Here is a 22,330-nt window from a genome sequence, read left to right as displayed (position 1 = left end):
TTACTACTGACGAGAATTTGCATTCTCTTATATGACACTCACTCGATGTTCAGTTTTCAAAGGGCAATTTCCTTGTCGCCTTGTTTAGCGGCGACTTGATTAATATATCACACTTGCCTATTCGATTGCAAGTACTTTTTTTCTACCAAGTTGATACAAGAGAGAAAAAAAGCCCTCGCCCTCCGAAGGGGCGAAGACTAATGTAACATATAATCGAATCGAAAGTCAAGCCTTGATCCGAAAATATTTTATTTCTTAATAACCTCTTGAATATGCAAATGACGTTCTACCGTAAGATTAATGATTTTGCCGTTCACGTTAACCCATGGTCTCGTCGGATGCGCACGGTCGGAGAACACGATTTCGCCAACCCGGTTATCGCTCAGCCTAACAAGCATGCTATTATGGAATGCGGTTACTTTGCTTATAAACGTCTGAACGATGGCAGGCTGCATTTTGCCGAACGACTCTTTTTGAAGCTGTTCCAAAACAAGGTATGGCGAAACAGCCTTTTTGTGAAAACGGTCGTTCGTCATGGCGTGGAACATATCGGCAACGGCTACGATTTTGGAATACGCATGAATTTTATCGCCGTGAATGCCAAGCGGATAGCCGGAACCATCCTCCCGCTCGTGGTGCTGAAGAGCACACAGCTTGACCCCTTCGTTGATCGCCGGAACAAGCTTCAACATGTTGTAGCCGATAATGGTATGCCGCTTCATATCTTCGGTTTCCTCGGCGGTAAGCTTGGTAGGCTTGAACAAAATAGCGGGATCCACTTTGGCATTGCCGATATCATGCAGCAATCCGGCAAGAGCAACCTGCATTAGCTCCTTGGAAGACACCCCGTGCCATTTGGCCAAAAGATACGATGTCAGACTAACCATAATGCTGTTATGGTAAATAAAATCGCTCAGTTGAAAATGACGCGGGTTGAACGTCAGCACGTTATATTGGTCAATATTTTTAATTAGCGCTTCGAGCGTCGTACGAATGTCCAGAATCGGCGGGTTATGTCCTCCCGATGCGGCAGTATTGAATACGCGGCGAAGCAGATGCAGCATTTTATGATAATGCTCATGAAAAGGCAGGACGTTGTCGGCTTGCTCCTCAGACGCCGCTTCCTGCGCGGCAGGCTCCGCTTCCCCGTCTTTGGACTCGATCTGAACGGCTGGAATCAGGAATGCCCGCAAAATATCCAGATCGCGCTCCGATACGATTTTTCCCTTCATGAACAAAATATTATTAAACTTGGTGAGCACATTCTCGATAATTCTTTCGCCGGGTTTCAATTGGGAAACAGGAACGGTTACCATGGGATTCCCTCACCTTACCTCTTATCAGCTTCCGCGGATCAAAAATTGTCAAAAAATAATACTTTAGACCCATATGTTGTTATTATAAACGAAAAAGAATGGGGATGTAAGCCCCATTCTTCTCATCTTTCGTCTAAAATATTTAAAGGTTTAGTTATTCTTGCGTTTCTTGGCCTTCCGAAGACTCCTCGCCCTCTTCTAGCTCCGGCTGCTCCTCACTCTTATCCACACGAGCCAAGGTCGATACCTCGTCCTCTTCCCGAATGTTAATGAGCTTGACCCCTTGCGTGTTACGGCCCATGAGCGAAATGCCGGACATGCTGGTCCGAATAACGGTTCCCGATGCGGTAATGATCATGAGGTCTTCTTCTTCCTGAACAATCTTGAGACCGACAACCGGGCCGTTCTTCGGCGTTACATTAAGCGTCTTGATGCCTTTGCCGCCGCGGGATTGGAGACGGTACTCGGAAACCGGCGTACGCTTGCCGAACCCTTTGGAGGTTACGATCAGCACGCTGTTATCCTCATGCACGACATCCATATCGATGACCGCATCGCCCTCGTCGAGCTGAATCCCTTTGACGCCGGTGGCGGCCCGGCCCATCGCTCTTACTTCCTGTTCAGGGAAATGGATGGACATGCCCTCCTTCGTTCCCATAATGATCGATTGGTTGCCGTCCGTCAGCCTGACGCCGATCAAATCGTCATCCTCCCGAAGGGTAACAGCAATAAGTCCGCCCTTGCGGATATTGGAATAATCGTCAAGCGGCGTCTTCTTCACCAAACCGTTCTTCGTGGCAAAGAACAAATATTTGTCGGAATCGAAGCTTTCGACCGGGATAACCGCATTGATCGTCTCGCCTTGTTCAATCTGAATCAGGTTAATGATCGGCGTTCCCCGCGCAGTACGGCTTAGATCCGGAATTTCGTACGCCTTGAGACGATACACTTTCCCTTTATCCGTAAAGAACATCAAATAATGGTGCGAGTTCGTTACGAACAGGTGTTCTACGAAGTCGTCGTCTTTCGTATCCATCCCGATGACGCCTTTGCCTCCGCGGCGCTGGCTGCGGTATGTCGATACCGGCAGTCGCTTAATATAACCGGTATGCGAGATGGTGATGACGACGTCGGTTTGAGGAATCAAATCCTCATCCTCGATGCTGTCTCCGCCGATCGTAATTTCGGAACGGCGGTCGTCGCCGAACTTCTCTTTGATTTCGTTCAGCTCTTCGCTGATGATATTCAGAACGAGCCTTTCGTCAGCCAAAATCGCCTTGAATTCGGCAATTTTCTTCTGCAGCTCGGCGTATTCCTCTTCGATCTTCTCGCGCTCCAAACCGGTGAGGCGCTGCAGACGCATGTCCAGAATCGCCTGGGCTTGGTCGAAGCTGAGACTGAAGCGCTGCATCAAGCCGTCACGGGCCTCTTCGGTCGTACGGGAAGCGCGGATCAAGGCAATGACTTCGTCCAAATGATCCAAGGCGATGCGAAGTCCTTCCAAGATGTGCGCGCGCGCTTCCGCTTTGCGGAGCTCGTATTCGGTTCTGCGGCGAATAACATCTTTTTGGTGTTCCAAATAATGGAACAGCATATCGCGAAGGTTGAGGACTTTCGGCTCGCCGTTGACAAGCGCAAGCATGATGATACCGAAGTTCGACTGCATTGCGGTCTGCTTGTACAAGTTGTTCAGCACGACATTCGGATTGACGTCGCGGCGCAGCTCGATGACGATACGCATCCCATTACGGTCGGATTCATCGCGCAAATCGGTAATGCCGTCGATCTTTTTATCGCGGACCAGCTCGGCGATTTTTTCGATCAACCGGGCTTTATTTACTTGATACGGCAGCTCGTGCACGATGATCCGCGCTTTATTGCCGTTTTCTTCGATCGTCGCTTTCGAGCGCATGGTGACGGAACCGCGTCCGGTCGCATACGCTTGCTTGATTCCCTCGCGGCCCATAATATAACCGCCCGTCGGGAAGTCGGGGCCTTTGATCGATTGCATCAAATCGAGCGGCGTCGCATCGGGATTCTCGATCAACTGCTGAACGCCGTTGATGACCTCGATCATATTGTGCGGCGGAATATTGGTGGCCATACCGACCGCAATCCCGGACGAACCGTTTACCAGCAGGTTCGGAAAACGCGCCGGCAGGACAGCAGGTTCTTGTTCTTCGCCGTCGTAGTTAGGCACAAAGTCGATCGTTTCTTTGTTGATGTCGCGTAGCAGCTCCATCGCAATCTTGGACAAGCGCGCTTCGGTGTAACGCATGGCCGCGGCCATATCGCCGTCGATGGAACCGAAGTTTCCGTGGCCGTCAACGAGCATATAGCGCAAGGAGAAATCCTGCGCCATCCGGACCATGGTTTCATAAACGGCCGAGTCGCCGTGCGGATGGTATTTACCGATGACTTCGCCGACGATTCTGGCGGATTTTTTATACGGCTTGTCCGGCGCCATACCCAGCTCGGACATCGCATACAAAATACGGCGATGCACCGGCTTAAGCCCGTCCCGTACATCCGGCAGAGCACGGCTGACAATGATGCTCATTGCGTAATCCATAAAGGAGGTGCGCATTTCCGAGCCGATATCGATTTCTCTAATCTGCGAACGAGATTCTTCCGACATGTGTACCCCTCCTACATGCTATCTGCTCATAAGAACTACTGCTATAAAAAGGTATAAGACTGTGCTATGAAGACTTACGGGAAATCGATTTAATAATTAAATTATTCAATGAGTTCTCTTTAACAAATGGACTTCCTGCGTTAATGCGCGGAATTTGCATTGGGTCCGCATCCCGGCCGGTCAAGCCGCTTGCCGTTGTAAAACCGTATCGAATGCCTGCCTTGCGAAGCAAGGCAATCGATTGCTCGTCATAGTAGCCGAATGGATACGCATAAGCATCCACCGGACGATCGTAAAGCTCCTTCAGCTTGTTGACGCATGCATTCGTATCATCGGTAATCCGCTTTTCGAATTGCGGCAGATCTTCGGTGCCGCTGTCCTTAGGAAGCCGGGTCGTCAGCAGCGGCCCGCCGTCAGGCGCCCGGTTATGCAGGCTGTCCGAGTGGCACTGGGCGTCGATGTCTTTCATTTCCCGGGTCATAAAACGGATCTGATCCCTGGAAAGCGAAGGAATCAGGCTCTGATCGGGATGCTCAAGATCTTTCGTGATGACAAAGTTAACGGCTGGAATATTCAGTTCTTTCAAGACCGGGTAAGCATTCGTATAAAAGCTCCGGTACCCGTCGTCAAACGTGACCAGCACGGCATTTGGCGGTACCTGCCCGCCGGCCATAAAATCGCGAAACTGCTGCAGCGATATGAAATGGTATCCCCGCTGCAGCAGATCGGTTAGTTGGCCGCGAAAGCGCGCCGTCGTTATCGTAACGTCGCCCTGCGTATGATCGTCGATATGGTGATAGGCGATGACCGCTACCCGGTCTGAGTACCAGACGTCCGTTCCCCGTCCATGGAACATGCCCGGGACGAGCAGCAGCCAAGCGACTGCCGCGAGCAGCCACAGCAAGCCGTATTTTTTCATATTTCGCATGCTAAGCCGTTAAATATCCAGGTTTTGAACGAATTTGGCGTGCAGCTGGATAAAGTCGCGCCGCGGCTCGACATTGCTGCCCATCAACGTATCGAACATCGTATCGGCTTCGATCGCATCTTGAATGCTGACCTGGAGCATCGTACGGCTTTCCGGGTCCATGGTCGTCTCCCACAGCTGTTCTGGATTCATCTCGCCCAAACCTTTATAACGCTGAATATTCACTTTGACGCCGTCGCCGAATTCGGCCAAGATCGTTTCCCGCTGCTTGTCGTTGTACGCATAGCGCACCGTTTTGTTCCGTTCGAGCTTGTAAAGCGGCGGCTGGGCGATATAGACGTAGCCGGCTTCGATCAACTTCCGCATGTAACGGTAGAAGAACGTCAGGAGCAGCGTCCGGATATGGGCGCCGTCGACGTCGGCGTCCGTCATGATAATGATTTTATGGTAACGCGCTTTGGTAATATCGAAATCTTCCCCGATTCCCGTACCGAGCGCCGTAATGATCGCCCGGATTTCGTTGTCGGACAAAATTTTGTCCATACGCGCTTTTTCCACGTTAAGAATTTTACCGCGCAGCGGCAAAATGGCTTGGAAATGCCGGTCGCGTCCTTGCTTCGCGGAGCCGCCGGCGGAGTCCCCTTCGACGATATACACTTCGCTGATCGAAGCGTCCTTGGAGGAACAGTCGGCCAGCTTGCCCGGCAGAGAGCTGACTTCGAGCGCGCTTTTGCGGCGCGTCAGTTCGCGGGCTTTCCGCGCGGCTTCCCGGGCTCTTTGCGCCTGGACGCCTTTCTCGATGATTTTGCGTGCTATTGTCGGATTTTCATCCATGAACTCCTGCAGCTTCTCGGCAAAAAGGGACTCGACAATCCCGCGAACTTCGCTGTTGCCGAGCTTCGTCTTCGTCTGGCCTTCGAACTGCGGTTCCGGAATTTTCACGGAGATAATCGCGGTGATTCCCTCGCGCACATCGTCGCCGGTCAAATTCGCATTGTTGTCTTTAATCGCATTGAATTTCCGCGCAAAATCGTTCAATATGCGGGTCAATGCGCTTTTGAAGCCGGACTCGTGCGTACCGCCTTCATGCGTGTTGATGTTGTTGGCGAACGAATAGATGTTCTCCGTGTAGCTGTCGTTATATTGCAGGGCGATTTCAACCTGAATGTTATCTTTTTGCCCTTCGACATAGATCGGCTGGTGCAGCGCTTCGCGGTTCTGATTCAAAAACTCGACGAATGAGACGATCCCGCCTTCGTAGAAAAACGACTGGGATACGTCCGTACGTTCGTCGGTCAGTGTAATTTCGATGCCTTTATTTAAGAACGCCAGTTCCCGAATCCGTGATTGGAGCGTCTCATACGAGTACTCCGTCGTTTCCGTAAAAATCTGCTCGTCGGGCCAAAACGTCACTTTCGTTCCCGTTTCGTCGGTCTCGCCGATCACTTGCAATTCATGCTGCGGAACACCGTAACGGTATTCCTGCTGGTGCACCTTGCCTTTCAGCTTGACTTCTACGATCAGCTTCTTGGAAAGGGCGTTCACGACGGATACGCCTACCCCGTGCAAGCCGCCGGAAACTTTGTAGCCTTCGCCGCCGAATTTGCCGCCGGCATGAAGCACGGTGAGGACGACCTCTACCGTCGATTTCTTCAGCTTCGGATTCTCGCCGACCGGAATACCGCGCCCGTTGTCGATAACGGTAATGCTGTTATCCCGGTGAACGATGACATGGATTCGGGTACAGTATCCCGCCAAAGCTTCGTCTATACTATTGTCGACGACTTCCCATACCAGATGATGAAGGCCGCGGCTGCTCGTCGAGCCGATGTACATCCCCGGACGCTTGCGAACGGCCTCCAGACCTTCAAGCACCTGGATTTGACTTTCATCATAAGTTGTACCTGGATTCACAGACATGCAGACACCCACTTTTCCGTAATTAAGAAAAGCTTCCTTACGAAGCGTTTCAAAGATCTAGTTCGTTAACAGATGATGAGCCCGTTTCTTCAAGGTCATGGACGAAATCGGAGAATAGTATACTTTCGTCTGGGTCACCACGAGCGACTTGCTTTCCTCCTCGCCGATGACTTCCACCTTCTTGTCTTTATTGGCATACGTTATAAATTGTTTCGATATTTTCGATGATTTCTCAATGGAAAGGTCAAAAATGGCGACAAGCTCTGCGGCGCGAATAATTTTTTCTCCGCCCAAATGGATAAACACGCTGGCCCACTCCTTATCGGCAAAACTATCTATGTCAAGCTTCCGTCCCGAACCTGAATCACAGAAGCGCTTTCCAGTTTTGACAAATCTATGCTTTCAATGCCAGTGGTTGTTATGAAGGTTTGGACCTTGCGTTGAAACGTCTCGATAAGCTGGGTTTGGCGGTAGCGGTCAAGCTCGGAGAGCACATCGTCGAGCAAGAGCAGGGGATATTCGCCGACCTCCTCGCGGATCAGCTCGATCTCGGCCAGCTTAAGCGACAAAGCCGTCGTCCGCTGCTGCCCTTGGGAGCCGAACGTCTGCACTTCCTTGTCGTTGATATAAAATCGCAGATCGTCGCGGTGCGGCCCGACCAACGACACGCCCCGGCGAAGCTCCTGATCCTTCACCTGTGATAACTTTATCATAAAATGGTCAAATAAAACAGCGTCTTCTTGTTCCAGCGCATGGGACAAGGCGCAGTCGTACTCGATGCGAAGCTGCTCGGAGCCGTTGGTGATGCCCACATGAATCTTTTCGGCCCATGCTTGCAGCTTCTTTATAAAGCTTTGACGTTTTTTCATAATTTTAACACCAAACTGCATTAATTGCTCATTCCATACGTCCAGCATGGAAGCTTTGCCCGGCGAGGAAAACAGCTGCTTCAAGTAATTGTTGCGCTGCTGCAAAATTTTATTGTACTGCGACAGGTCGTACAAATAGGACGGGTAAACCTGCCCGATTTCCATATCGAGAAAGCGCCTGCGGACGCCGGGCGAGCCTTTGACGATCTCCAAATCTTCAGGCGCGAACATAACGACGTTTAAGGCCCCGATGAAATTGCTGAGCTTTTTTTGCTCCAGCCCGTTCACCTTGGCCTTTTTGCCTTGCTGCGATATGGATAAATCGAGCTGCACCGTACCGTAGCGCTTTTCGACTTCGGCGTGCAGCAGCGTGGAGGAAGCGTTCCACCGGATCAGCTCTTTGTCCTGATGCGTCCGGTGGGATTTGGTCAACGCCAGCACGAAGATCGATTCGAGCAGGTTCGTTTTGCCTTGTGCGTTCGGTCCGACAATGATGTTGACCATGTTGTCGGTTTGGAATTCCATCTGGTCGTAGTTACGGTAATGCTGCAATGAAAGCCGTTTTAACTGCAATAGAGTTCCTCCTAAGGGCTTTGCGCAGCAAAGCCTTCTTCGAAAGCATATGCCGGGCTTTATTCCTGTACGACTTGGAACTCGCCGCAGCCTGCAACGTTAACGATGTCGCCGGCCACGAGCTTGCGGCCGCGGCGGTTATCCGGCTCGCCGTTGATGATAACGGTAGCTTCCTGCAGGAAGCTCTTGGCTTGCCCGCCGGTGGAGATGCAGTCGGCGAGCTTCAAAAATTGCCCGAGCGTAATATATTCGGTGCGAATGCCGATATTTTTCATCCGTGAAAGGCGCTCCTTTAGCCTGTAGTCCGGTACGGCAAAATAAGCTGCAGCAGGCTCGAATTTTCGTCGGGCCGAATGATGATCGGCTGCATCGCACCGGTAAAACCGATATGAATCTGCTCGCTGTCCATAACTTTGAGCGCATCGAGCATATATTTGGAGTTGAACGAAATGCGCAGCAGATCCCCTTTAAGGCTGGCCGTCGTCAGCTCCTCGGTGACTTTCCCCAGCTCGGACGAGCTCGAGGAAATTTCAATGGTCTCGTCCTCGTGCATGACGAGCTTCACGATATTCGTTTTTTCTTCCCGCGAAAGCAGGTAGGCGCGGTCGATCGCGTCCGCCAGATTGTCCGTGTTGACAACCAGCTCGGTCTGATACGCCTGCGGAATGAGCTTCGACGTATCCGGATACGTTCCGTCCAGGATACGGGTGTAGAAAAGAATCGAGCTCATTTTGAACAGCACCTGATTTTCGGCGAATACGACGTCGATCAGCGTGTTTTGATCGGGCAAAATTTTGGACAGCTCGTTCAAAGTTTTCCCAGATATGGAAACATTATTAAGGGAGAAATCGACATCGGTATCGATGTTCGTTTCCCTGGAAGCCAGACGGTGTCGGTCACAGGCGGTAAATTTCAGCTTCCCGTTCGAAATGGTCCACAGAATTCCGGTCAAAATCGGTGTGGCTTCGTTCGTGGACACGGCAAACGACGTCTGCTTGATCATCGTTTTAAGCAGATCGCTCGGGATCTGAATCCGTTTGTTCTCTTCAATGCCCGGCATGATCGGATATTCTTCCGGATCAAGTCCGACCAGCTGAATTTCCGAAGAACCGGAACGGATCGTCGTTTGGAAATGGTCTTTAACCTCAATCTCGACCTGCTGCGCCGGAAGCTTGCGGATAATTTCCACGAAAAACTTGGAAGGGAGCACGACGCTGCCGGATTGCTTCAGGTCGATGACTTGCAGCTCATTTTTTTCGTTAGGGATGAAGCTCTGGATTGAAATATCGGTATCGCTGGCCGTCAGCGTGATACCGGTAGAATCGGCGTCTATTTTAATTCCGCTTAAAATGGGAATCGTCGTTTTGCTGGAAATGGCTTTGGAAACGTGCTGAATCGACTCATTTAAAAATTCTTTCAGTACGGTTAACTTCATAATTTCACTCCTACGGGTTCTAAAATGGGAGAGTCGCGCATATACCTCTATATTACATGTTTTTTTATAGTAATAGTAGTAGGGCCTCGGGATATGTGGATAACTGCGTGAATAAGGCAAAAAGAGAGCCTATCCACATGTGAATAAGCGTGTGCATAGGCTCCCCTTTATTCAGTTGTGGATTGAGGGCAGTGAAGTAGACGCCAATCGTTACATCGTCACGTTTTTCACTTTTTCGGTAAGGTTCTGGATGATTTTATATAATTCCTGGTCGGACTTGAGCGCTTCGGATATTTTTTCGTGCGCATGAATGACGGTCGTATGGTCGCGTCCGCCGAACGCCTCGCCGATCTTCGGCAGCGAAAAGTCAGTCATCTCACGGGCCAGATACATGGCGATTTGCCGCGGGAAAGCCACGGTTTTGGTACGTTTCCTCGCTTTGAAATCCTCCAGCTTCAAGCCGTAAAATTCGCCGACCTTCTGCTGGATGTCGTGAATCGTGATCACCCGCGGACGGCTGCTCGGGATAATATCCTTGAGCGCCTCGGCCGCCAAATGCGACGTGATGTCTTCGTTAATAAGAGACGAGTAAGCGACCACCCGAATCAAGGCGCCTTCCAGCTCCCGAATGTTCGAATCGATCTGGTTCGCTATGTAGACCATCGCTTCGTTGGGAATATCCAGGTTCTCTGCTCTCGCTTTTTTGCGAAGAATGGCAATCCGCGTCTCCAGGTCCGGAGGCTGAATGTCCGTAATGAGTCCCCATTCGAACCGGGAGCGCAGCCGTTCTTCGAGCGTCGGAATTTCCTTTGGCGGCCGGTCGCTGGAGATGATGATCTGCTTCCGCTCTTCGTGCAGCGCGTTAAATGTGTGGAAAAATTCTTCCTGCGTCGATTCTTTTCCCGCAATAAACTGAATATCATCTATAAGAAGCACGTCGATATTGCGGTACTTGTTGCGGAAGCTTTCCCCCCGGTTGTCCCGGATCGCATTGATGAACTCGTTCGTGAATTTTTCGGACGAGATGTAGACGACCTTGGCGCTCGGATTATGCTCAAGCACGTAATGGCCGATCGCGTGCATCAAGTGCGTTTTCCCCAGTCCCACGCCGCCGTACAAAAACAGCGGATTGTATGCTTTGGCCGGCGCTTCGGCGACCGCGAGCGATGCGGCATGAGCGAAGCGATTGCCCGATCCGATGACGAACGAATCGAACAAATATTTGGGATTAAGCATGTGGCTGACCGTTTCCTCGGAAACGGCAGTTTGCGGCGCGCTTGCAGGAATGGTTGACGGGGAGGAAGAGCGGCTGAACGAATCGGCTTCGTCTTCGGACTCGATGATGAACTTTAATTCGACCTGCTTGCCGCAGTAATCGAATACGGCTTCCTTTATATGTTTGGTGTACCGGTTTTCAAGCCATTCCCGGGAAAAATTGTTGGGGGTACAGATGACGACCGTGGAATCGTTGAATGCCACGGCTCTTGTGGAAGTCAGCCACGTCTCGTAGCTTGGCTTGCTCACCCTTTTTTGCAATATGGAAAGAACTTGCTGCCACTGGTCGTTGGGATGGCTTTCCACAATCTATTCACTCCTTCAAAAAAATAACCGGTATGGCTTAAGCCGCGACCCTGTAGAAAAAAATCAGATGCTGTCGAAACTATCCACAATGTGCAGGTTTACGAAATTTTCATTATACAGAGGCACTGAAAATTGTTCACAGAGATATCCACAGGCTGTTGATAACATTGTTGAAAAAAATCCGTATCCACAAAGGAAAACATATTCATGATATCAAAAAAGACCCGCGTTCGCAATGGAATGTTTGGGATTATCCACATACCCAAGACCTTGTGTATATAAGTTATCAACAGCACTAGATATTGTTTATAATCTGTTTACAAATCGATAAGGGCAGTGGAAAACCCGATTTTTTTATTCACAGGGGAGAAATGGTCGAATTTGGCCGAAAGCTGTGCATAACTTTTTTGTATGCAGGAAGTTGACTTTTGACACGTAAAGTGGTTTAATGTTAAAAGGTATTTTTGGGGATTGGGAACCAAATCCTTCGAGGAGGTGCACGATAGATGAGACCGACTTTCAAACCGAACGTTAGAAAGCGCAAAAAAGTTCATGGCTTCCGTAAAAGAATGAGCACGAAGAACGGCCGTAAAGTATTGGCTGCTCGCCGTCAAAAAGGAAGAAAAGTACTGAGCGCATAAGACGAGAGACCACTGTCAGGTGGTCTTTTTTGTTGCATTCGTTTAAATCGGGTCGAATTCGCGAACGATAGGAAAGCCTATGCCGCTAAGGATTGACCATATGGAGCGATGCCGCATGGAAAAGAAAAACCGACTGACCAAAAGAGAATATTTCGATAAGGTATATCGTCACGGCAAATCCGCTGCGAATCACCAGTTCGTTCTGTATTATAAAGCGCAGCCGCAGCAGGCTTCGTTTCGGCTAGGGGTTTCGGTCAGCAAAAAGCTCGGCAACGCCGTTGTGCGCAACCGGATCCGGCGCCTTCTAAAGGAGATTGTGCGATTGAACGCCGCCCGGATTCCGGGAGGGTACGATCTGATCCTCATTGCCAGGAAGCCGGCGGCCGAAATGTCCTATCACGAGATGGAAAAGAGCGTGCTGCACGTGTTTAAACGCGCGTCGCTGCTGCAGCGCAAAGAAAATAGTCCGGGACCAGGCTGAGCTTCGCGATGGTACGCTGCCTTCGAGGCCAGTGATTCGCGGGGATCAGTTTCTTTGTGTCCAAAGATATGATATAGTTGATTATTGGAAAAGATGATACTGGGAGGATACTCTTTTGACGCGTCGATTACTGAAATATATACCGCTCGTGTCGGTATTGCTGCTGCTGGCTGGATGCAGCCCCGCCAACGCCCCCATCGACCCGACCAACAGTATGTGGGACAAGTATGCCGTAGGGCCGCTGGCCAATACGCTCGACTGGTTCGCTAACCTGTTCGGGGGACAGTACGGATTATCGATTCTTATCGTAACGATTATTATCCGGCTTATTATATTGCCGTTGACGTTGAAACAATACAAAAGCTCGAAGCGGATGCAGGAACTGCAACCGGAACTGCAGAAGTTGAAGGAAAAACATAAAGACGACGTGAAGAAGCAGCAAGAAGAGACGATGAAGCTCTTCCAGAAGGAAGGCGTCAATCCGCTTGCCGGTTGTCTTCCGGTGCTTGTGCAGATGCCGATTTTGATTGCGCTTTACAACGCGATTATGCGCAACCATCACATCGGCGAACATTCCTTCCTGTGGATGCAGCTCGGCACAAAAGATCCTTATTATATCCTGCCGCTCCTGGCTGCGCTAACGACGTACTTGCAGCAAAAAATGATGTCGTCGCAAATGAACCCGCAAATGCAAAGCCTGATGTTTATTTTCCCGATTCTTATTTTCGTGATGGCGATGAATTTCGCTTCGGCGCTGCCGCTTTACTGGGTATACAGCAACCTGTTCACCATTGTTCAATCTTACTTTATTTATGGTGTACCTAATAAAAAGGGCGGATCTAAAAAGTAAGGGTGCGATGATATGAAGAAAATCGTGGTTACGGGTAAAACGATTGACGAAGCCGTCAAAAATGGACTCGGGCAGCTCGGCGTGCCGGAGGAACGGGTGAAAATCAGCGTGCTGGAGCAGCCCTCCAAAGGCTTGTTCGGCCTCATCGGGGCGAAGGACGCCCGGGTGGAGCTTGAGCTGCTGCCCGATGCGCTCGAGGAAGCGGTTGCGTTCCTGCAGGAAGTTCTTCGCAGCATGAAGCTTGATGTGCGGATCGAACAAAAACAGGACAAAGACGGTACGCAGCTTCATCTGCACGGCTCGGAGCTCGGCATGCTGATCGGGCGCCGCGGCCAGACGCTGGATGCGCTGCAGTACTTGGTCAATATTGTCGCCAACCGCTTTTCGGATCGTCATGTGCGTATCGTTCTGGACGCCGAGCAGTTTCGCGAGCGCCGGACCAAGACGCTGCAGGAGCTGGCCGACCGACTGGCGGAACGCGTCGTCCGGACGCGCAAGGAAGTGGTGCTGGAGCCGATGTCGCCTGCGGAGCGCAAGGTGATTCACTCTTGGCTGCAGCAGCACGACAAGGTTCGCACGTTCAGCCGCGGAGACGAGCCGAACCGCCGAATCGTTATCGTTTTACGTTGATTGCCACATTGCAATGATGTCATGTCCGTAATGACCTCATTGCTTTTTCTTTAATTATGAAGAAAGTCAGATAGAGGTGCTATCATGAATCAAGACACCATTGCGGCGATTGCCACCCCGATGGGCGAAGGAGGGATCGCGGTCATTCGCGTCAGCGGCGATGAAGCGGTACCCGTGTGCGATAAAATTTTTACAGGGAAAGCGAAGCTCGCGGATGTGCCGACGCATACGGTGAATTACGGCTATATTCGCGATCCGGAAACCGGCGCCCGGGTGGAGGAATCGCTCGTGACGGTGATGCGGGCACCGCGGTCGTTTACGAAGGAAGACGTAGTTGAAATCAGCTGTCACGGGGGCTTCGTCTCGGTGCGGAAGGTGCTGGATCTGCTGCTGGAGCACGGAGCGCGGCTTGCCGAACCGGGCGAGTTCACAAAGCGCGCCTTTCTAAACGGCCGCATCGACTTGTCCCAAGCGGAGGCGGTCATCGACCTGATCCGCGCCAAGTCGGACCGGGCGTTTCGCATCGCGCTCAAGCAGTCGGAGGGCAGCTTATCGAAAACGATCAAGGAGCTTCGTCACCGGCTGGTCGAGCTGATGGCGCACATCGAGGTCAATATCGACTACCCTGAGCACGATGTGGAAGAGATGACGAACGCTTTTATTAAAGAGAAATGTGCGGACGCGCTGTCGGATATCGAGCGTATGCTGACCACGGCCCAGCAGGGCAAGATTTTGCGGGAAGGTCTGGTTACCGCGATCGTCGGCCGGCCGAATGTCGGCAAATCGTCGCTGCTCAATACGCTGGCGCAGGAAGAGCGGGCCATTGTCACCGAGATTGCCGGGACGACCCGCGATGTGGTGGAGGAGTATGTGCATGTGAACGGCATTCCGCTCAAGCTGCTTGATACGGCCGGGATTCGGGAAACGTCGGATCTGGTCGAGCAGATCGGTGTGGAGAAGTCGCGTCAGGCGCTGTCGGACGCGGATCTGATCCTGTTCGTATGCAATGGGGCGGAGCGGCTGCAGCCGGATGAGTATGTGCTGATCGACCAGCTGAAGGACCGTCAGGTGATCGCGATTATCAACAAGCAGGATCTTCCGCAGCATATTGAGGAAGAAGCTTTGAAGGAAGCGTTCGGCGAGGACCGGGTTGTGCGGATGTCGCTGCTTGCCCAGCAGGGCATCGCTGACTTGGAAAAAGCTATAGCTAGTATTTTTTTCAGCGGTCAGGTAGAATCAAGTGACCTGACTTATGTGAGCAACGCTCGTCACATTCATCTGCTGAAGCAGGCGAGATCGGCTCTGACGGAAGCACACGAAGCAACGGAGGCTTTCGTGCCGATCGATATGATTCAAATCGACATTCGTAACGCTTGGGAGCACCTGGGGGAAATTATTGGGGACTCGGTAAGCGAATCGTTAATAGATCAGATTTTTTCGCAATTTTGTTTGGGTAAATAACTTCTCGGAAAGGGTTAGGAGGTTGGAAGAATGACTTACACTGCAGGTCAATATGATGTCATTGTGATCGGTGCCGGCCATGCCGGCAGTGAAGCGGCTTTGGCGGCGGCCCGGATGGGCTGTGAGACGCTGCTGCTTACGATCAATCTGGATATGATTGCTTTTATGCCGTGCAACCCTTCCGTCGGCGGACCGGCGAAAGGGCATGTTGTGCGCGAAATCGATGCCCTCGGCGGTGAAATGGGTCGAAACATCGACAAAACGTATATTCAAATGCGCATGCTGAACACGGGGAAAGGACCGGCTGTGCATGCTTTGCGGGCGCAAGCCGATAAATTTTTGTACCAACACGCCATGAAAGAAACGATTGAGAAGCAGGACCGCTTGACGCTTCGTCAAGGTATGGTGGAAGAGCTGATCATCGAGGACGGCGTGTGCAAGGGTGTCGTTACGAAAAGCGGCGCCGTATATATGGGAAAAACGGTCGTACTGACGACCGGTACGTATCTGCGCGGCAAGATCATTATGGGCGAGCTGATGTACGAGAGCGGACCGAACAACCAGCAGCCGGCCGTCAAGCTGTCGGAAAATCTGCGCAAGCACGGTCTGGAACTGGTTCGCTTTAAGACGGGGACGCCGCCGCGGGTGCATGAGGATACGATCGATTTTAGCAAAACGTCGATTCAGCCCGGGGACGAGAAACCGAAGTTTTTCTCCTACGATACGACCGAGGAAGTGCCGAATCAGCTGCCGTGCTGGTTGACGTATACGTCGGAGGAAACGCACCAAATCATCAATGATAATTTGCACCGGGCTCCGATGTTCTCCGGAGCGATCGAAGGAACGGGACCGAGATACTGCCCATCCATCGAAGATAAGATCGTACGCTTCAGCGACAAGCCGAAGCACCAAATTTTCTTGGAGCCGGAAGGCCGCAATACGAAGGAGTACTACGTACAAGGGCTCTCTACGAGCATGCCTGAAGATGTGCAGCTGCAAATTCTCCGCTCGATTCCGGGGCTGGAGAAGGTCGAAATGATGCGTACCGGATATGCGATCGAGTACGATGCCGTGATTCCAACGCAGTTGAAGCCGTCGCTTGAAACGAAGGTGATCGACGGGCTGTTTACTGCCGGACAAATTAACGGCACCTCCGGCTACGAAGAGGCGGCAGGACAAGGGATTATGGCTGGAATCAATGCGGCCCGCAAAGTGCAAGGGAAGGAACCGGTTGTTCTGGATCGTTCCGAAGCTTACATCGGCGTGATGATCGACGACTTGGTGACGAAAGGGACGAACGAGCCTTACCGCCTGCTGACGTCGCGTGCCGAGTACCGTTTGCTGCTTCGCCACGACAATGCGGATCTGCGGTTGACCCGGATCGGTTATGATATCGGGCTGATAACGGAAGAGCGGTATGCGCGTTATCAGGAGAAAGTACGTCTTGTCGAAGCCGAGCTTGAACGGCTCAAAACGACAAAGACGAAACCGACGCCGGAGGTTCAAGCGATGCTTGCTTCACTCGGCAGCGCCGAACTGAACAACTCCATCGATCTGTTGTCTTTGCTCCGCCGGCCGGAAGTGACGTACGAGCACATTCATGGCATTTCTCCGGCTCCCTACGAGCTGACGGAGGACATGAAGGAGCAGGTTGAAATTCAAGTGAAATACAGCGGCTATATTGAGAAGCAGCTTGCACAGGTGGAACGGCTTCGGAAGATGGAGAAAAAACGGATTCCGGACGACATCATTTACGATGAAATTCACGGAATCGCCACCGAAGCGAAACAAAAGCTGGCGAAAATCCGCCCGATTTCGATCGGTCAAGCGTCCCGTATTGGCGGAGTTACGCCTGCGGACATCTCCATTTTGCTTGTGCACTTGGAGCATTACAATAAAGTCGTTGCAGCCAGAGGATAATATGGACGCCGTACAACAACAATTTACCGAACTGTTAAAAGAGAAGGGCATCGAACTGACGGAAGCGCAGCTTCATCAGTTCGAGCTCTATTACCGGGAGCTCGTCGAATGGAACGAGCGAATGAATTTGACGGGGATTACAGAGAGAGAACAAGTGTACGTAAAACATTTTTATGATTCTCTCTCTGTATCTTTTTTTATTCCGATGGAACACATTCGTTCCGTTGCGGATATCGGATCGGGAGCCGGATTTCCGAGCATTCCTTTGAAGATTGTCTATCCTCAATTACACGTCACGATCGTCGATTCACTCAATAAGCGTATACAGTTTTTAACGCATCTGGGAAATACGCTAGGATTAACGGATGTGCGGTTTATTCATGGACGTGCGGAAGATGTTGCGCGTATGTCTGAACATCGGGACCGTTACGATCTTGCCACCGCGAGGGCTGTTGCCCGGCTAGCTGTTCTTAACGAATTTTGTCTTCCATTCGTGAAATCTGGTGGGAGGTTTGCTGCCATGAAAGGGCAGGGCGTTCAAGTGGAGCTAGAGGAAGCGGCACTTAGCCTTAAAGAGTTAAAAGGTAAATGGAACCATACATATCGTTTTCAGCTTCCTTTGGAAGAATCGACTAGACACATTATCGATATAGAAAAGACAGCTCCAACTCCCAAAAAGTATCCCAGAAAAGCGGGAACTCCTTTGAAAACGCCGCTAGTTTGATGGTGTTCCACGTGGAACATTTTGGAGCAGGCGGCTTCTTTTTGTGAGAGACAATAATAAACTTCTTCGGAGACTTTTGCAGGATTTTGGGCATATTTGGAGAATTGTTTATAGAGTGGAGATTCATTATCGGTGAAAAAGATCGGGTGGTTATCGTAATGAAGGAACAAATCTCAAAATTGTTTGGTTTTGCTGAAAAAGCGCCGACTGACGAAGTGAAAAATGTTCCTGTCAATGACATCGTTCCAAGTCCATACCAACCTCGAACGATATTTGACGATGAGCGGATTGATGAACTGTGTCAAACGATTAAGACACATGGTGTTATTCAGCCGATTGTTGTGCGTCTTCGGAACAATCGCTACGAATTAATTGCCGGGGAACGCAGGTGGCGCGCTGTCAAAAAGCTGGGGAATGAAACAATCCCGGCTATTATTCGCGATTTTAACGATTCGCAAGCGGCATCTATTGCTCTGATCGAGAATTTGCAGCGAGAAGGCTTGACTGCGATCGAGGAAGCGATAGCTTACCAGCAGTTGATCGATCTGCACAGCTTGACGCAGGAAAGTCTGGCTCAGCGCCTTGGGAAAAGTCAATCGACGATTGCAAACAAGATCCGGCTTCTTCAGCTGAGCGAACCGGTGAAAAATGCGTTGATGGAACGGAAAATTACGGAACGGCACGCCAGGGCATTGTTAGCCTTGGATCAAGAGGAACAGCAATTGCGCGTTCTGGAGGATATTGTAAGCAAGGAACTGAACGTAAAGCAAACCGAAGCGAGAATCGCCTTTTTGAAGGAAGCGGCGAAAATTAAAAATAGCAAGACAAAACGAGTTTCGTTCTCCAAAGATGTACGGTTAGCCCTGAACACGATTCGTCAATCGGTGGATATGGTGACTTCATCCGGCCTTCCGATCAATACGACGGAACAGGATCACGAAGATCACTATGAGATTGTAATTCGGATTCCAAAGCGGTAAAATAGAGAGTAGAGATTTATTGAAGCCTCGAATGAGGCTTTTGTTTAGCTGTCAGAATACATATCTCGCAAAAGCATCTATGAATTTCTGATAGTGATAGTCTGGTTTTTATGGTACACAGCATAATAGTTGTGTAGATATGATGGGTGTAGGTTCGTTATCTGCTGCTTCAAGTTGATTTGAATGGGTTCAGGGCATCTTTGACATGACTTCGATTTAAGTTTTTCTGTTATGATGAGAATGTTTGAGTTTCATAGAGCATTCTATCTTTACTGGAAAAGCTTTGGCTGAGGCACGAACGTATTTTCCTCGAAAAGGCTTCGATTTGAAGCTTTTCTTACCAACCGATCATTGGGGAGGGAATGAAGCTCTCCAATGATTCTTTTTTTTCGCTACTGTCGCTAATTGTATGTCTTCTATTCGACTCCTCGAAAGTATCGTATTTACTCTAGTTTTTATTATTTGAGGTGAACAGATTTTGGCTAAAATCATCGCCATAACCAACCAGAAGGGTGGGGTTGGCAAAACAACGACATCCGTCAACTTAGGCGCATCATTGGCATCCTTGGGAAAGAAAGTGCTTCTTGTCGATATCGATCCGCAAGGAAATACGACAAGCGGGCTCGGCATTAATAAAGCAGATGTCGTTCACTGTATTTACGACGTTCTTATTAACGATATTCATCCGAAAGAAGCTATGGCCGACACGGCCTTGGAAAATTTGAAAATCATACCGGCTACCATTCAATTGGCCGGTGCGGAAATTGAACTTGTTCCAACCATCTCCAGGGAACTGCGCTTAAAAAAATCACTGCAGCTTGTCAAACATATGTTCGACTACATTTTGATCGATTGTCCGCCTTCCTTGGGGATCTTGACTGTCAATTCGTTAACGGCTGCTGACTCGGTAATTATTCCTATTCAATGTGAATATTATGCTTTGGAAGGATTAAGCCAATTACTTAACACGGTTCGATTGGTTCAAAAGCATCTCAATACGACGCTGCAAATTGAAGGCGTGCTGTTGACCATGTTCGATGCGAGAACGAACTTGGGCATGCAGGTCATCGAGGAAGTGAAAAAGTACTTCCAACAGAAGGTGTATCAGACAATCATACCAAGAAATATCAGATTGAGTGAGGCTCCCAGTCACGGTCAACCGATCATTACGTATGATCCGAGATCCAAAGGGGCAGAGGTATACTTGGAGTTGGCAAAGGAAGTGATCGCACTTTGAGCAAAAAAATTGGTTTAGGTAAAGGACTGGATGCACTGTTGCCTGCATTGAGCATTAACGAAGACGACAAAGTAGTAGAAATTCCATTGGCGCAGCTTCGGCCAAACCCATATCAGCCTAGACGCAATTTCAACGATGAGACGATTCAGGAATTGGCTGATTCGATTAAAGAGCATGGTGTCATTCAGCCGATCATCGTTCGCAGCGTTCTTAAAGGATATGAAATTATTGCCGGCGAGCGAAGATTCCGTGCTTCTCAAGTTTGCGGAAAACCGACGATACCTGCAGTTGTGAAAAAGTTCAGCGATCAGCAGGTTATGGAAATTGCGTTAATCGAAAACGTCCAACGCGAAGATTTGAATGCTTTGGAAATCGCGATAGCTTATCAAGCATTGATCGATCAATTCAAGCTGACGCAGGAAGAGCTATCCTTAAAGGTAGGGAAGAGCCGTTCGCACATTGCAAACTTTCTTCGCCTGCTGCAGCTTCCGGAAGAAGTTAAAGAATATGTTTCACGTGGAACATTATCGATGGGACACGCCAAAGCGATCGTAGGCCTGAAGGATAAAAAGGTCATTAAAGCTTTAGCCGATACCGCGATAAAAGAGCAATGGAGTGTTCGCGAGCTTGAAGAGGAAGTAAAAAAGTTGGAAGAAAAAGCGGATTCGAAAAAGATGAAGCTGAAGCCGAAGCGTAAAGACCCGTACATTAATCAATTGGAAGAAAGCTTGAGAGAAATGTACCGGACGACGGTTAAAATCAAACACAGCAATAACAAAGGGAAGATCGAGTTATTGTATTATTCAAAAGATGATTTGGATCGTCTGTTGGAGCTGCTCCAAGGGAAAACTTCCTAACCATGATGGTATAGCATACCCGGGTCATGCCTGATAAGTACAGGTTAAACTAGGTATGCTATATTTATGTAACGGATCTGAATTGACAGTAGAGGTGAGAACAAATGTCGGTCATCTACTTGGATCATGCGGCGTCCTCTTGGCCGAAGCCGCCCGAAGTGTTGAAAGCGATGCATGATTGCATGGAACAGTTTGCTGCCAATCCGGGGAGAGGCAGTCATGAACTGGCTGTTAAAGCGAGTCGCGTATTGTTCGAAGGGCGAAAGCAGCTGGCCAAGCTGTTCAATATCAAAAACCCTAACGATATCGCATATGCTCTCAATACGACCTTCGCCTTGAATCTGGCCATTAAAGGGTTCGTCAAAGAAGGAGATCACATTCTGTGCACGGCCGTCGAGCACAATTCCGTAAGAAGACCCTTGGAATATTTGAAGCGAACGAAAAATGTTCAGGTGACCTATGTGAAAACAGACGAGCAAGGGCGGCTGAGCCTGGACGATGTTCGTCGCGAAATCACACGCCAAACAAGTTTGATTGTAAGCACGCACAGCTCCAATCTGTTAGGGAGTATTATGCCGATCGAGGAATTGGGACAGCTGAGCAGAGACCATCATATTAAGCTGCTGGTTGATGCTGCGCAAACGGCCGGGACGATGGAGGTCGATGTGCAGAAGCTGGGCATTCATATGCTTGCTTTTCCAGGACACAAGGGCTTACTGGGGCCGCAAGGAACGGGCGGACTGTATATCGATCCTGAGATCGATCTGGAGCCGCTGCTGCACGGAGGTACCGGTAGTCAATCCGAAGCTGCGGAGCAGCCCGATGTTCGTCCGGACCGGTATGAAGCCGGAACGCAAAATACGGTAGGTGTTGCAGGACTTGTGGAAGGCGTGAAGTACATACACAAGCAAACGGTAGAGCAAATTCACGCGAAAGAATGGAAGCTCACCCAAAGGATCATGAACGGGTTGATGGAAATTGATGGAGTAACCATTTTAGGGCCGCAAATCGGGCAAAATAAAACAGGAATTATTGCCTTTACCATCGCCGGCGCCGATTCGTCCGAAGTCGCTTTCATCCTGGATCAATCGTTTCATATTGCCGTTCGGGCCGGTTTCCATTGTACGCCGCTTGCTCATGAGATGGTCGGTACATTGGAACGCGGAGCCGTAAGGGCTAGTGTCGGCTGCTTTACGACGGAACAGGAAACGGATCAACTGCTCTATGCGGTTCGTGAAATTGCCAAGCATTTTAAATAGGAGAGCAGGAGGCTTTTAGCGTGGGGGATG

At 50.1% G+C, this 22,330-nt stretch carries 20 protein-coding genes; 11 read left to right on the top strand and 9 right to left on the bottom strand.

Annotated elements, in window-relative coordinates; translation table 11 throughout:
• Positions 1 to 248: 248 nt before the first annotated feature.
• The 9 genes from QJ48_RS19475 to dnaA form a co-directional block, all read right to left on the bottom strand.
• The gene (locus QJ48_RS19475) at positions 249 to 1,316 is read right to left on the bottom strand and encodes an HD-GYP domain-containing protein (RefSeq protein ID WP_054975187.1); all 1,068 of its coding nucleotides are present in this window, start codon (positions 1,314 to 1,316) and stop codon (positions 249 to 251) included.
• A 154-nt stretch (positions 1,317 to 1,470) separates the two neighbouring features.
• Positions 1,471 to 3,954: a DNA gyrase subunit A gene (gene gyrA / locus QJ48_RS19470; RefSeq protein WP_054975186.1), complete on the bottom strand. Its 2,484-nt coding sequence runs from the start codon at positions 3,952 to 3,954 to the stop codon at positions 1,471 to 1,473.
• A gap of 64 nt (positions 3,955 to 4,018) precedes the next feature.
• Positions 4,019 to 4,873, bottom strand: coding sequence for a polysaccharide deacetylase family protein (locus QJ48_RS19465; protein WP_054975185.1), 855 nt, complete (start codon positions 4,871 to 4,873; stop codon positions 4,019 to 4,021).
• Positions 4,874 to 4,891: 18 nt separating this feature from the next.
• Entirely contained in the window at positions 4,892 to 6,802 is a 1,911-nt protein-coding gene (gene gyrB / locus QJ48_RS19460; protein ID WP_054975184.1) for a DNA topoisomerase (ATP-hydrolyzing) subunit B, read from the bottom strand.
• Positions 6,803 to 6,859: 57 nt separating this feature from the next.
• Positions 6,860 to 7,108 (bottom strand): extracellular matrix regulator RemB, encoded by a 249-nt coding sequence (gene remB / locus QJ48_RS19455; protein WP_010502242.1) that lies wholly within the window; start codon positions 7,106 to 7,108, stop codon positions 6,860 to 6,862.
• Between the two features lie 29 nt (positions 7,109 to 7,137).
• Positions 7,138 to 8,244: a DNA replication/repair protein RecF gene (gene recF / locus QJ48_RS19450; RefSeq protein ID WP_054975183.1), complete on the bottom strand. Its 1,107-nt coding sequence runs from the start codon at positions 8,242 to 8,244 to the stop codon at positions 7,138 to 7,140.
• Positions 8,245 to 8,303: 59 nt separating this feature from the next.
• Complete coding sequence (gene yaaA / locus QJ48_RS19445; protein WP_025849832.1) at positions 8,304 to 8,519, bottom strand: S4 domain-containing protein YaaA; 216 nt, start codon at positions 8,517 to 8,519, stop codon at positions 8,304 to 8,306.
• 17 nt (positions 8,520 to 8,536) lie between these two features.
• Positions 8,537 to 9,679, bottom strand: a complete 1,143-nt coding sequence (gene dnaN, locus QJ48_RS19440; RefSeq protein WP_054975182.1) for a DNA polymerase III subunit beta — start codon at positions 9,677 to 9,679, stop codon at positions 8,537 to 8,539.
• A gap of 210 nt (positions 9,680 to 9,889) precedes the next feature.
• Entirely contained in the window at positions 9,890 to 11,260 is a 1,371-nt protein-coding gene (dnaA, locus tag QJ48_RS19435; protein WP_054975181.1) for a chromosomal replication initiator protein DnaA, read from the bottom strand.
• A 506-nt stretch (positions 11,261 to 11,766) separates the two neighbouring features.
• Between dnaA and rpmH the strand changes: the two genes are divergently transcribed.
• From rpmH to QJ48_RS19380, 11 genes are all read left to right on the top strand, one after another.
• Positions 11,767 to 11,901 carry a 50S ribosomal protein L34 gene (gene rpmH / locus QJ48_RS19430; RefSeq protein WP_054975180.1) on the top strand — a complete coding sequence of 45 codons (135 nt, stop codon included), beginning with the start codon at positions 11,767 to 11,769 and terminating at the stop codon, positions 11,899 to 11,901.
• 115 nt (positions 11,902 to 12,016) lie between these two features.
• Positions 12,017 to 12,382 carry a ribonuclease P protein component gene (rnpA, locus tag QJ48_RS19425; protein WP_054975179.1) on the top strand — a complete coding sequence of 122 codons (366 nt, stop codon included), beginning with the start codon at positions 12,017 to 12,019 and terminating at the stop codon, positions 12,380 to 12,382.
• Positions 12,383 to 12,497: 115 nt separating this feature from the next.
• Complete coding sequence (gene yidC, locus QJ48_RS19420; protein ID WP_054975178.1) at positions 12,498 to 13,232, top strand: membrane protein insertase YidC; 735 nt, start codon at positions 12,498 to 12,500, stop codon at positions 13,230 to 13,232.
• Between the two features lie 12 nt (positions 13,233 to 13,244).
• Positions 13,245 to 13,862: an RNA-binding cell elongation regulator Jag/EloR gene (jag, locus tag QJ48_RS19415; protein ID WP_054975177.1), complete on the top strand. Its 618-nt coding sequence runs from the start codon at positions 13,245 to 13,247 to the stop codon at positions 13,860 to 13,862.
• Positions 13,863 to 13,946: 84 nt separating this feature from the next.
• On the top strand, positions 13,947 to 15,323 hold the full coding sequence (gene mnmE / locus QJ48_RS19410; RefSeq protein ID WP_054975176.1) for a tRNA uridine-5-carboxymethylaminomethyl(34) synthesis GTPase MnmE: 1,377 nt from the start codon (positions 13,947 to 13,949) through the stop codon (positions 15,321 to 15,323).
• Between the two features lie 30 nt (positions 15,324 to 15,353).
• Entirely contained in the window at positions 15,354 to 17,243 is a 1,890-nt protein-coding gene (gene mnmG / locus QJ48_RS19405) for a tRNA uridine-5-carboxymethylaminomethyl(34) synthesis enzyme MnmG (protein ID WP_054975175.1), read from the top strand.
• 1 nt (position 17,244) lies between these two features.
• Entirely contained in the window at positions 17,245 to 17,967 is a 723-nt protein-coding gene (gene rsmG / locus QJ48_RS19400; RefSeq protein WP_054975174.1) for a 16S rRNA (guanine(527)-N(7))-methyltransferase RsmG, read from the top strand.
• Positions 17,968 to 18,125: 158 nt separating this feature from the next.
• Positions 18,126 to 18,947 carry a nucleoid occlusion protein gene (gene noc, locus QJ48_RS19395; RefSeq protein WP_054975173.1) on the top strand — a complete coding sequence of 274 codons (822 nt, stop codon included), beginning with the start codon at positions 18,126 to 18,128 and terminating at the stop codon, positions 18,945 to 18,947.
• Positions 18,948 to 19,425: 478 nt separating this feature from the next.
• Positions 19,426 to 20,184 carry a ParA family protein gene (locus tag QJ48_RS19390; RefSeq protein WP_054975172.1) on the top strand — a complete coding sequence of 253 codons (759 nt, stop codon included), beginning with the start codon at positions 19,426 to 19,428 and terminating at the stop codon, positions 20,182 to 20,184.
• On the top strand, positions 20,181 to 21,041 hold the full coding sequence (locus QJ48_RS19385; RefSeq protein ID WP_054975171.1) for a ParB/RepB/Spo0J family partition protein: 861 nt from the start codon (positions 20,181 to 20,183) through the stop codon (positions 21,039 to 21,041). Before QJ48_RS19390 ends, QJ48_RS19385 begins: the two co-directional genes overlap by 4 nt.
• Positions 21,042 to 21,145: 104 nt before the next feature.
• Positions 21,146 to 22,300: an aminotransferase class V-fold PLP-dependent enzyme gene (locus QJ48_RS19380; RefSeq protein WP_054975170.1), complete on the top strand. Its 1,155-nt coding sequence runs from the start codon at positions 21,146 to 21,148 to the stop codon at positions 22,298 to 22,300.
• Positions 22,301 to 22,330: the final 30 nt, after the last annotated feature.

It is taken from the genome of Paenibacillus sp. A3 (assembly GCF_001399685.1).
Taxonomy (GTDB): Bacteria; Bacillota; Bacilli; order Paenibacillales; family NBRC-103111; genus Paenibacillus_G.
Note: the sequence above shows the minus strand (reverse complement) of the source record. Positions and strands in the feature narration are given on the sequence as shown.